The sequence below is a fragment of the Chryseobacterium sp. A321 genome (genome assembly GCF_054489265.1).
Genome location: NZ_JBTMWZ010000001.1, coordinates 144,398 through 156,551 on the forward strand (window position 1 = coordinate 144,398; position 12,154 = coordinate 156,551).

The following is a 12,154-nucleotide window of genomic DNA, read 5'->3' on the forward strand; positions in this document are numbered from 1 at the left end:
TTTTATTTGATTTTTAATAGATTTTAAATTTCGAATTGATTCTCACAAAAGAGAGATTTGTAAAGTATTCAAATTTACAAATAAGTTCGATTTTACACAATTCCAAGCGACATATTTTAATTTCAGGCCAGCCCTTAAAAAAACAACCTATTTTTCTTCTTCAAAATAAAGTCGATAGTATTTTCCTTTTTCGTCTTGTCCCGTTTCAATTAACTTGCGATCTCCATGCACGTATATGTGAAAATTCTTATCGAGTTTGATAACACTCTTAAAATATCTAGCATTCTTTTTAACCGCGGATTCATTTATTACAAAATCTTCCGCAATGGAAACTTGCATATCTTGCTCATAGTCGGTTTTGTAATTGACAAAACTTTCGATTACATTCTGATCCTCTAAAACGTTGGATGTAAAGTCCTCGAACTCGAACTGATCTCTATCTTTAAAAAAGGAAATGGATTTGTTTAAAAAATCAGCCTGGTCTGCCTTAGAAATTTCAAACTCTTGGGGCAGTTGTTTGGTTATAAAATCTTTATAGACAGCTAAGGTCTCTTGTGTATGAAAATAGGCATCATTTCTTTGCTTCACTTTCAAAAAATCTTCAAACCAATAATACTCATCTCCATTCTTGTTTTGGTCTATTACCGAGACTGCGTATCCAAGATCTGAATCTACATTATAAATCACACAACCTTTGTCAAGTTTTGTAAGTCCAATTCCGTAATCCTTGTTAAGATCAAATGACTCCTCTGAGGGTTCAATTTTCAAAAAGGGAAGTTTGGTTTCTGTTTTAAAAAGGCCCACTTTTGCCACCGAAGTTTCATCTCCTTCTTCTGGTTCAAAATAGCACACAAACAAATCTCCTCCTTGCACTCTTGGATTTTGCGTGATTTCAAACAAATGGGTCGCAATGTTCTCACTTTCAGTCAAAAACACACTAGGATCCTCAAATATCTGGTTAACTGCCTGATAAATGGGATTTTGATTCAAGTAGGTATCGCTATAGAATTGAAACTGCTCATCACTTTTAAACCCTTTTAAGAAAAAATCAGTAAGCGACTCCTTGATGCCTTCCTCTACTTCCAACTCTTCAGAGGAAATACGTAGACCTTCCCCATTAATTTTATTACCTACACGGTGTACTATAATTTTTGAAAACATTTCTTAGATTTTTGTTGAAATGCAAAAGTATCTAATTCCTTCTAATTCCAAAGCTCTAAATCTCTTCATAATAACAAAAAATGCATTTTACCCACTAACAGTTCCGTCCCCAGGCTTGTAATGGTGCTGCCAAACTCATTATTAAAATGAACTGCTAGATTTTCTCCAACGTCTTATTTAGAAATAACATCTACCGAACTCAATACTTTAGTACTACAAATATCAAGGATGTTCTGCTCACAACTGCAGGATTAGTACGTTTTCCTAAATTTTTTGATTTTTTGTTTTAACTCATCAGGTAGAGCATCTGACAAATTCCTCAACTCTCCAGATAAAGAATCGAACTCCACTGATAAGCGCACTTGTTGGTGCACCTCCATAGATGCTAAAAAGTGTTTTCCTGGAATGTAATAGGTATAATTTTTCGAGTTTACTATTTGCTGCAAACCTTTAAAATTTACCATTCTTCCAAGATCGCTACTGGATTGAAAAAGATAAACACCGATTAACTGCCGATATGCCTGATTGTCAAACGCTCATACCGTTAAAATATAAGTTTAGTTTATTACTCGTCATTGAGTGGAAACTCCGCAGTAATAACCGCAACCTAAAACTGTTTGACCCTTGATAAACAAAAAAAATCGCTGCAAACCATACGTTTGCAGCGATTTCATTTTATATTTCAATCGATATTAATCGATGATAATTACTAATTATTTGACTTCTTCGAAATCTGCATCTTGCACATCATCAGAAGCAGGCCCTTGGTCTTGTTGTGAATCCGCACCTTGCCCTGAAGCAGCAGCCTGTGCACTGTATAACTCTTCAGAAGCTGCTGTCCATGCAGCATCTAAAGCTTCCGTCTTCGTCTTAATAGACTCTAGATCTTTGGTTTCATAAGCCGCTTTCAACTCTGTTAAAGCCGTCTCAATTCCCGCTTTTTTATCTGCTGATAATTTGTCTCCGAATTCTTTCAGTTGCTTTTCCGTTTGGAAGATAAGTGCATCCGCTTTATTAATCGCTTCGGCTTCTTCTTTACGTTTCGAGTCTGCAGCTGAGTTTTCCTGAGCCTCTTTCTTCATTCTTTCAATTTCGTCTTCTGATAAACCTGAGCTAGCCTGGATTTTAATTGTTTGCTCTTTTCCAGTGCCTTTGTCTTTTGCAGATACACTTAGAATCCCGTTCGCATCAATATCAAAGGTTACTTCAATCTGAGGAACTCCTCTAGGTGCAGGTGGAATATCTTGCAAATCAAAACGACCAATTTCTTTGTTATCGTTAAACATTGGGCGCTCGCCTTGACCTACTCTAATACTTACCGCAGGTTGGTTGTCTGAAGCGGTTGAGAACACTTCCGATTTCTTTGTTGGAATCGTAGTGTTGGCCTCAATTAGTTTCGTGAAAACAGAACCCATCGTTTCAATTCCCAAAGAAAGTGGAGTCACATCTAAAAGAAGTACATCTTTTACATCTCCTGTAAGTACTCCCCCTTGAATGGCAGCACCAATCGCTACAACCTCATCCGGGTTCACTCCTTTTGAAGGTTTTTTACCAAAGAATTTTTCTACTTCTTCCTGAATTTTAGGAATTCTAGTAGAACCCCCTACTAAGATCACCTCGTCAATATCACTCGCTGAAAGTCCAGCATCGGATAGAGCTTTTTTACAAGGTTCCATAGAGCGTCTTACTAGATCTTCAGAAAGTTGTTCGAATTTCGCTCTAGTTAAGGTTTTCACTAAGTGTTTAGGACCACTAGCCGTGGCTGTAATATAAGGAAGATTTATTTCTGTCTGGGTAGAGGCTGAAACTTCAATTTTCGCTTTTTCAGAGGCTTCTTTCAGTCTTTGTAAAGCAATCGGATCTGCTTTTAGATCAACTCCCTCTTCTGCTTTAAATTCGGAGGCAAGCCAATTGATAATCACGTTATCAAAGTCATCCCCACCTAAATGTGTATCTCCGTTTGTAGACAACACTTCAAATACTCCATCTCCTAAATCTAGGATTGAAATATCAAAAGTTCCACCTCCTAAATCGTAGACCGCAATTTTTTGATCTTTGTGGTTCTTATCAAGACCATAGGCTAAAGCAGCAGCTGTAGGTTCGTTGATAATTCTCTCAACTGTAAGTCCTGCAATTTCACCTGCTTCTTTGGTCGCTTGTCTTTGTGCATCGTTAAAGTAAGCGGGAACGGTAATCACCGCTCTACTCACTTCCTGTCCAAGATAATCTTCTGCTGTCTTCTTCATTTTTTGAAGAGTCATTGCAGAAATTTCTTGTGGTGTGTATTCTCTGTCGTCAATTTTCACTTTCACAGAATCGTTCGCTCCTTTGACAAGGTCGTACGGCACGTGTGTGTCTTCTCCTTCTAAATTAGAGAAATGCGTTCCCATGTAACGCTTGATTGAACTAATGGTTTTTGTTGGGTTCGTCACTGCTTGTCTTTTGGCAGGATCCCCTACTTTTCTTTCTCCATCCTCTGTGAATGCTACAATGGATGGCGTTGTTCTTTTTCCCTCTGCGTTAGGAATAACCACGGGGTCTTTTCCTTCCATTACTGCAACGCAAGAGTTCGTAGTCCCAAGGTCAATACCGATTATTTTACTCATTGTCTGTATATTTTTTTGTTAAATTAAATTTTCAAGGTCTCAATCTCTAAAAATATACCAAGCTAAAAAATATGACAAATTGACAGAGAAAATAACACAAACGGTTGAAATCACACTTGAATTCTACCCTAAGTTTTACGCCTGACTCTAGGATTAGGACATTCTTTGCTTCAAGCTAGAGAACCAAAATCCTGCTCCCTAACGAGCACTCTACCTTTTTGCCTAAAAACAACAAAACGGCCAAAGAAAAACTTTGGCCGTTTTATGGATATCAAATTTTATCTATTTAAGGGTCAAGATGTATTCTACCATCTTAATTGCATTCTCTTGGCTAAGTCCTGCGTGAGGGGTCATTGGGATTTGTCCCCAAACTCCTACACTTCCCTCAATAATGTGTTTTGCGAGAACGTCTTTGTCTGCGTCCGTATACTTCGCAGCGACATCTTTATAAGAAGGTCCAATTAGGGTTGCGTCCTCTTTGTGGCAGGTTAGGCAGTCCATACCTTGAATCAAAGTAAGGCCTTCATCTTGCGCTGGAGCTGCGTCCGCTGAAGCGACAGGTTCCTCAAGCATCACATTGGATTCTACTCCTGAATCTTCTCCCTTTTTGGAACAAGCAATTACCACTGCGCCCATTAAAACTAGCATTGCGATCTTTTTCATAGTCTTTTAAATTAAAGTATTAGTTATAGGTTTTACGTATGTTTGATTGCAAAGATAGAAATTAAATGAATGCAATGACAGCTAACAAAAATCATTTTACACCTATGACCGGGGTCATAAACCTTCTATTGAAAAATTCACTAAATTTGAGACGAACCAACGAAATTTATTATGAAAAGACGCCGATTACTCGAATTATCGTTACTAGCATTTGCCCTAATTTCTTGCGGCAGTGATAAAAAAGAAAGTTCGATTCCAGCGGGTTCCCAAACGACCTCAAAAACGGAAAAATCATCAGGGGCGAACTCGTACGATCCGACGAGAGGAATTGGACAGTACGATGTTAGCAACGTAGATTTAAGCACATTTGATCCTCAACTCGCTGCAAAAGGCAAAGGCATTGCAGATGTAAAATGCATGACTTGCCATAAAACAACGGATGAAAAACTCGTTGGTCCAGGCTGGAAAGGGATCACAAAAAGACAGACTCCCCATTGGATTCTAAATTTTATTTCCAACCCTGACCCTATGCTCGATGTCGATCCCGAATTGCAAAAACAGCTAGAACTCTGTCTTGTTAGAATGCCAAATCAGGCTCTTGCGGACACAGAAGCGAGGCAGCTCCTTGAGTATATGCGTGAGATCGATGGAGCTAAATAACTTATTTGAATTCCTCTAAACCCCCTAAAACAGTCTCTTTTTTCAGGGGACTATTTTCAAGACTGGTCTTGCTTTTAGGCTTAAAAGAAGGGCAAGAACACTAAGACAAATCCCGATAGAGATTGCAACCAAAATAGGAGCTGTAAATGGGATCCCAATGTACTTCACCGAGAAGACTCCCGTCAGTCCTAAAACTGTCTGATTGAGGAAGATGAAAAGAAGAACACATTGAAGTGATCGAGTGACTCTTTTCGTCATAAAAAACCGGTTGGTGGCTAGAATCTGATTGACTAAAAACATGGAAATGCACATCAACAAAACCAAATGAAGGTAGGCGATCACAACGTTTCGAAAACCAAAGGCAAATTGACTGATTTGAGGCACCACGGAAAAGAGTTGCAATAAGATTTTCACTGCAAAAGCAAACCCTACATACCAAAGAGTAAAACGGTGCATAGGCGAATAAGCCAAAACTAGTTTAGACCAATTTAATTTCACTAATCGCAGGAGTCGAAAAGCTCCATACGTCTGCGCCACTGCAGACAAAACGATAAGAGCATACAGGGTAGAATCTAAATCCATCCACAAGATGGAGAGTCCAAATCCAAAAACAGCACCGAGAAGCATCGGGTAGAAAATCAGGTGGTTCTCCTTGGACGAAATTTCTACGCCAATTCTCTTTAAGGACTCTAAGAAAAGACCTATTGCCACAAATAGAAAACAGCCGTTGTACTGAAAATGCAGATAAAAATAACTAGAAGCTAAATAAAGTTCCTGATCAACAAGTCCCGTCGCTTTGCTAAAGCTCAAATAAAAAATACCAAGCGAGGAAAAAGCGGCGAGGCCCAGACCGACCTTAAACCATCGAACTACAAGAGAAGGGTCCTTCCAAAAATCCTTTAAAAGAAAAGCAAGGAATGCAAAGCCCGTGAAAAGACAAATGCTACAGGCCACTATAGAGAGCCAATAGTACCCTGCGTAGAGGAAAGTCGGGATCATTAAAAGAGCGCCGATCGCATTCAATACAAGGAGCACTCGGTACTTTCGAAGCTTGGCTAAAGCCAAATGCTTTTGAATGTAAATCAACATCAGTACGTAGAGTACTTGGGTTATCCATCCGTAGAATGCAAAATGAGAATGGGCCTCTTGAAGAAATTTTTGGTCCAATTGAGGCAAAGAAAATGCAATCTTATAGCGCATTATAGTGCCCAATACAGCGACCAGAAAAAGATTCAGAATAGAGAACTTTAACCAGAACACTTGATTTTTCATAGTTGAATTTGTTTTTATTGCTTCTTTTTGATGAGATACTGTGAAATCCTATCGGTAGACTTTAGACAAATATTTTTCCTTTTACAATTGCAAGTCGGCCGCTTCTCTCCATTCTTTTGACAGTCCGAATGACCGTCTCAATTCGAAGTCCCGTCATGAGCGAAAGTTCTTTGCGCGTCAAATCGACCCTGGTTTTGCTTGCTTCCTCACCGAAGTGCTCTTTCTTATAGTCAAGCAGATGGTTGTAAATCTGTTCTTCGGGGTTTAAAAACACGAGATTCTTCATCGTTAGACTTTTACGAAGGGATTTCTCCGCCACCGACATGGTAAAGAAAAGCATTTGATCGGGTCTACTTTGAAGGTACTCTAAAAAGAGTGTTCTTTTTAACCGAAGTACACGGGCACTTTGTGAGTACACCTCCACATGACCCGGAAATGGCTTTTGAAGAAGAACTGCGGGCTCCGCGAAAAAACTCCCCTCGCTTACGCGGTGCTGCAAAAACTCCTTTCCATCTTGTGTTAAGTTAAAAACGAAGAGCTCTCCTTCCATTAAATAATAAAAGCAGTCCGAGCAGTCGCCTTCCTTTAGGATAAGGTCCTTTTTTCGGTATATCCTCTCTTCACATAAGGCTGCATTTTCAATACAATCGTCGATTAAAAAAGCCATAAGATATAGGGTTAGTGGAATTCAAAGGTAGGAAGATTTTTTTTACGAAACCTTGTGACTTAGCCCATATATATCATCTTTTCGAGCATAAAATTTCTTATTTTTGACAAAAGAACACCCATGTCGGCACCATTTAATCCTCGGGACATCACCTGGCTCGCTTTTAACGAAAGAGTCATGCAAGAAGCGAACGATCCGAGTGTCCCTTTACCGCTACGAATTCGATTTCTAGGAATCTTTTCAAACAACCTAGATGAATTTTTCCGGGTCCGTGTTGCAGGTCTTAAACGAGCCATGGATTTTAAGGACAAATTCATTACGGATTCCTTTTTCCAGCCTCCTTCCAAGATACTCTCCAAAATCAATGAAATTGTAATTGATCAACAAAGAGCCTTTGACCGCACCTGGGAAGAGATCCAAAAAGAAATGGCCCAAGAGGGTGTATACATTAAGTCTCCCCATGAGCTCAGCAAGTCGCAGAAAGAATTTGTCGCGGTCTATTTTGATCAGGAAGTGGAAAGCAACGTAATTCCAATTCTGTTAAATGAAAACACAACGATGCCTTATTTACGCGACAAAAGCTTATACATCGGCATTGCGATGCGAAAGAAAAAACATCAATACCAAAGCCATTATGCAATTATAGAGGTGCCTTCTCGTATGCTGGGCCGTTTCACACTCCTGCCTTCCAAAAAAGGACATCAGGATGTAATGCTGCTAGAGGATGTAATCATTGCAAACCTCCCGCACATTTTCTCCTATTTTGGATTTGACGAATTTGAAGCGCATTGTTTCAAAGTCACAAAGGATGCCGAATTTGATTTGGACAACGATATTAAAACGACCCTAGCTGAAAAAATTGACAAAGCGGTGAAGTCTAGAAGAAAAGGCAAACCCACTCGTTTTGTGTTTGACCAGGATATGGACAAAGCGCTGTTAGAGTTTTTGATTCGTAAGCTTCATTTGACTTCGAAAGACAGCATTATTCCAGGGAAAAAAATTCACAACTTTAAGCACTTCATGGATTTCCCTGCGGTCTTTCCAGCCGTGAAAACTCCGGAGCAAAGAACGAGTTTTACTCATCCTGAATTCGCATTGGGACAAAGGGTAACGGAAGTAGTGTTAAAAAAGGACGTTCTTTTTACATTTCCTTATCATAGCTTCACGCCCGTCATTGATCTTTTAAGAGAATCTGCAATGGATCCCCATGTCCAGACGATTCAAATTACAGCCTACCGTCTCGCAACCAATTCCAAAATTGTCAACGCCCTAATTAACGCAGCGCGTAATGGCAAGCAAGTAACCATTATGCTTGAACTTCGTGCTCGTTTTGATGAAGAAAACAATTTGAAATGGAAAGAAAGACTAGAACTAGAAGGGATCAAGGTACTGCTTGGCATTCCAAACAAGAAAGTCCACGCTAAATTATGCGTGATCAAAAAACGATTAAACAATAAGACTTATCAGTATGGTTTTATTAGTACAGGGAATCTGCATGAAAAAACTGCTAAAATTTACTCCGACAACCTTTTAATGACTTCTGATCGAACAATCATGGCAGACATCAACAAAGTTTTCGAGGTATTAAAAAAACCAAAGTCTGATTTGGAGCTCTCTCTAAAAAATTGCAAAAAATTACTCGTTTGTCCCAAATACATGCGTGAAAAGATTGAGTGGCATATTGCCCGCGAAATTTCCGAGGCGAAAGCAGGTCGAAAAGCCCTTATCATTGTGAAGGTCAATTCCCTTAGCGACCGTGAAATCATACAACATCTTTACGAGGCTGCGAAACTGGGGGTCGTGATAAAGCTGATTGTAAGGGGAATCTACTGCCCTGTGAATCAAAAGGAATTTGTAAAACCTATTGAAGCCATAAGCATCGTAGACGAATACCTTGAGCATTCTCGTCTCATGTATTTTTTCAACAAAGGATCGGAAGATGTTTACCTTTCCTCTGCCGATTGGATGACAAGAAACCTCGACTATCGTATTGAAGCGGCGGTCCCGATCAAAGACAAAACTTTAAAACAAGAAATCAAAAACATCTTGGAAATTCAACTTAAAGACAATGTGAAAAGCCGAATTTTAGACAACAAATTAAAAAACAAATACAAAACTACAGACGACAAACCTTTTCGTTCACAAATTGAAATCTACAAGTATCTGAAAGCCAAACTCCCAACCGATACACTCACTTAAAAAGAAATAATTTAAGACTGTCTTCCATTGAAAAAGAAAAGCTAACCACGAATTCTCTACTTTTGTATAAAATCCAGACCCAATGAAGATTGCCGCCATAGACATAGGAAGTAATGCCGCTAGACTCTTAATTAATGAAGTTCTTTCTACTGAAAACGAAGGAAAAGCAGAATATGTTAAACTAAATCTACTGCGCATTCCTCTACGTCTTGGAATGGATGTCTTTTCCTACGGAGAAATCCGAGAGGAGCGAGAGAAAATGATCTTAAACTGCATGAAGATTTTTTCGCAACTGATGAATATGTATGGAGTGGAGCATTACCGAGCTTGTGCCACGAGTGCGATGCGCGATGCGCGCAACGGCGAACAGATCATTGAAAAAGTCAAAGAATCCTCTGGCATTGGAATTGAAATCATTTCCGGAGACGAGGAAGCAAGCTTAATCTACGAAAATCATATTGCAGAGACACTCGATACCCATTTTGGCTATTTATACATTGACGTGGGAGGAGGTTCCACTGAACTTATGTATTTTGAGAACGGGGAACTTCTTTATAAACGTTCTTTTAACATAGGCACCATCCGACTTCTGAACGGTCTGGTGGAAAAAGAGCAGTGGGATGAAATGAAAACTGCCATTAAAAGTAGCATCCTGTCTGACAAACCAAAAGTAGCAATTGGTTCCGGAGGAAACATCAATAAACTTTTTTCCCTTAGTAAAACAAAAGATTCGAAACCGCTTTCGGCTCAAACTCTAAAAAAATACTACAAAGAACTCTCTGCTCTCTCGGTGCAAGAGCGAATGAGCCAATACCATCTTCGAGAGGACCGAGCCGATGTTCTAGTTCCTGCCTTAGAAATATTCAACAAAGTGATGAATTGGAGTCACATCAATAAGATTTACGTCCCTAAGATTTCTGTGGCTGACGGATTAATTCATAGTATTTATGAAAATTTACAAACTGATCAGAAATAACTATCTTTATCCAGGCTGCAAATAAGCAGCGTCCATTAAATAAAAAAATAAATCCCATGAAGAAAACGCCTTTATCTACCCTTATATTACCCGCTATCCTTGCTGTTGTATTTATATTAGCCATTCTATGGGCCTATCCAATGTACAGAGTCTGGTCTCAAGAAATGGCTGGGAAAGCGGAATTCGCAAAGGCTGAACAAAACCGAAGAATCAAAATTGAAGAAGCGAAAGCAAATCTTGAAGCCGAAAAACTAAATGCACAAGCGGAAGTCGAACGTGCAAAAGGAGCCTCTGCTGCAATCAAAATTGAAAACGGTGCCCTATCGGACAAATACATCCAGTACCTGTGGGTTCGCCAACAAAACAACCTCAATGACAAAACGGTCATTTACATTCCTACCGAAGGAAACCTTCCTCTTTTAGAAGCAGGTCGAAATGCAGGGCCAAAAACGAACGGAGCTGCTAGCGAATAACGCTTGCAGCTCCATATATTACTTTTTTTCTAGACTTAATCCGCAATATTAACGACTTCTTTAATTTCAGGGGCAAATTGCTTAATTGTATTTTCCACGCCTAATTTCATAGTCGAAAAGCTCATCGGACAACCGTTGCAGTTCCCATGCAATTTTACAATCACTTTCTCGCCTTCTACATCGACTAGTTCGATATCGCCTCCGTCACCATTAAGAAACGGACGAATGCTTTCCAGTGCTTCAAGCACCTTGGTCACTGTTTGTTCATGAACTCTATTTTCTTTCATTGTGTCTGTTTTATTTCTTTGGTGAACACCCCGCCATGGTGGTGATTTTCACCGCTTCGGTTGGAGGTAAATTGGTATTCCGCTCCACTAGACTCTCGATCATAGCTTGCGCAGTTTTAATATAAACCTCTTCTATTTTTGAGCCTTCTTGCAACGCAGCAGGTCTTCCGACGTCACCGGCTTCTCTAATACTTTGAATCAAAGGTATTTCCCCTAAAATCGGAATATTTAAATCTTGTGCTAAATACTGTGCTCCTTGATTTCCAAAGATATAGTATTTATTGTCTGGCAATTCTTCCGGTGTAAAGTAAGACATATTTTCAATCAAACCAAGGACTGGAATATTGATACTTTCCATTGTAAACATAGCAATTCCCTTTCTTACATCTGCAAGTGCGACATGTTGAGGAGTACTCACAATCACAGCGCCTGTTACAGGTACTTCTTGAATGATGGAAAGGTGAATATCTCCTGTTCCCGGAGGAAGATCCACTAATAGGAAATCTAGCTCTCCCCAATAGGCATCCCGAATCATTTGATTTAACGCTTTTGAAGCCATAGGGCCTCTCCAAACCACAGCTTGGTTCGCCCCAGAAAAATAACCAATGGAAAGCATCTTCACGCCATAATTTTCCACAGGCTTCATTAAATTTTTCCCATTCACCTCGACAGAAATTGGTTTCTGACCTTCTGTGTCAAGCATAGTGGGAACGGAAGGACCGTAAATATCTGCATCTAGTAAACCTACCTTAAAGCCCATCTTGGCTAAAGTGACGGCTAGATTGGCTGCCACAGTAGATTTCCCTACTCCCCCTTTCCCAGAGGCTATTGCAATAATATTTTGAATACCTGGAATGGTTTTTCCTTTAATCTGGCTCTGTTGAACCTCAGAGGGCTCTGGTGAGGAGATCTTTAAATTTAATGAGAGGTTTTCGCCAAATTGAGAAGCAAAGGCCTGCTTCATGGCAACTTCTAATTTTTTCTTCTCATGCATCGCGGGAGAATGCGCTTTCATGTCGATATAAACATCGTCTCCCATCACTTGCAAATTGGTAACTAAATCATCAACTTCGATCTCATTGAGGAAGTCTTGAACTTGTATTTTTGTTGGCATATTTACACTTTCTAATACCACAAAATTACGGAATTTAATCCACAATTTAGAATCAGTAAAATTAAGAGAGGCTGAT

Annotated in this window: 11 protein-coding genes; 4 read left to right on the forward strand and 7 right to left on the reverse strand. The window is 39.5% G+C overall.

All coding sequences use genetic code 11. The annotated features are described in order from the left end of the window. Positions 1–147: 147 nt before the first annotated feature. The 3 genes from ACX3PZ_RS00720 to ACX3PZ_RS00730 form a co-directional block, all read right to left on the reverse strand. The gene (locus ACX3PZ_RS00720) at positions 148–1,161 is read right to left on the reverse strand and encodes a nucleoid-associated protein (RefSeq protein ID WP_459111789.1); all 1,014 of its coding nucleotides are present in this window, start codon (positions 1,159–1,161) and stop codon (positions 148–150) included. Between the two features lie 713 nt (positions 1,162–1,874). Next, positions 1,875–3,767 (reverse strand): molecular chaperone DnaK, encoded by a 1,893-nt coding sequence (dnaK, locus tag ACX3PZ_RS00725; RefSeq protein WP_459111790.1) that lies wholly within the window; start codon positions 3,765–3,767, stop codon positions 1,875–1,877. A gap of 282 nt (positions 3,768–4,049) precedes the next feature. Further along, positions 4,050–4,430, reverse strand: a complete 381-nt coding sequence (locus ACX3PZ_RS00730; RefSeq protein ID WP_459111791.1) for a c-type cytochrome — start codon at positions 4,428–4,430, stop codon at positions 4,050–4,052. 171 nt (positions 4,431–4,601) lie between these two features. Here ACX3PZ_RS00730 and ACX3PZ_RS00735 point away from each other — a divergent pair, with 171 nt between their 5' ends. Continuing rightward, entirely contained in the window at positions 4,602–5,090 is a 489-nt protein-coding gene (locus tag ACX3PZ_RS00735) for a c-type cytochrome (RefSeq protein WP_459111792.1), read from the forward strand. 42 nt (positions 5,091–5,132) lie between these two features. Here ACX3PZ_RS00735 and ACX3PZ_RS00740 read toward each other — a convergent pair whose 3' ends face one another. Continuing rightward, a complete protein-coding gene (locus ACX3PZ_RS00740) occupies positions 5,133–6,362 on the reverse strand; it encodes a hypothetical protein (RefSeq protein ID WP_459084453.1) in 1,230 nt (409 codons plus the stop codon). A gap of 61 nt (positions 6,363–6,423) precedes the next feature. Then, positions 6,424–7,029: a Crp/Fnr family transcriptional regulator gene (locus ACX3PZ_RS00745; protein ID WP_459111793.1), complete on the reverse strand. Its 606-nt coding sequence runs from the start codon at positions 7,027–7,029 to the stop codon at positions 6,424–6,426. A 120-nt stretch (positions 7,030–7,149) separates the two neighbouring features. Between ACX3PZ_RS00745 and ppk1 the strand changes: the two genes are divergently transcribed. The 3 genes from ppk1 to ACX3PZ_RS00760 all read left to right on the forward strand — a co-directional run bounded on the left by ppk1 (position 7,150) and on the right by ACX3PZ_RS00760 (position 10,677). After that, a complete protein-coding gene (ppk1, locus tag ACX3PZ_RS00750; protein WP_459111794.1) occupies positions 7,150–9,228 on the forward strand; it encodes a polyphosphate kinase 1 in 2,079 nt (692 codons plus the stop codon). 82 nt (positions 9,229–9,310) lie between these two features. Further along, a complete protein-coding gene (locus ACX3PZ_RS00755; RefSeq protein WP_459084449.1) occupies positions 9,311–10,204 on the forward strand; it encodes a Ppx/GppA phosphatase family protein in 894 nt (297 codons plus the stop codon). A 56-nt stretch (positions 10,205–10,260) separates the two neighbouring features. Next, the gene (locus ACX3PZ_RS00760; RefSeq protein WP_459084448.1) at positions 10,261–10,677 is read left to right on the forward strand and encodes a hypothetical protein; all 417 of its coding nucleotides are present in this window, start codon (positions 10,261–10,263) and stop codon (positions 10,675–10,677) included. 35 nt (positions 10,678–10,712) lie between these two features. On the opposite strand, the gene ACX3PZ_RS00765 is transcribed toward ACX3PZ_RS00760, so the two are convergent. Next, the gene (locus ACX3PZ_RS00765) at positions 10,713–10,964 is read right to left on the reverse strand and encodes a NifU family protein (RefSeq protein ID WP_459084446.1); all 252 of its coding nucleotides are present in this window, start codon (positions 10,962–10,964) and stop codon (positions 10,713–10,715) included. Positions 10,965–10,974: 10 nt separating this feature from the next. Continuing rightward, positions 10,975–12,078: an Mrp/NBP35 family ATP-binding protein gene (locus ACX3PZ_RS00770; RefSeq protein ID WP_459111795.1), complete on the reverse strand. Its 1,104-nt coding sequence runs from the start codon at positions 12,076–12,078 to the stop codon at positions 10,975–10,977. Between the last annotated feature and the right edge of the window lie 76 nt (positions 12,079–12,154).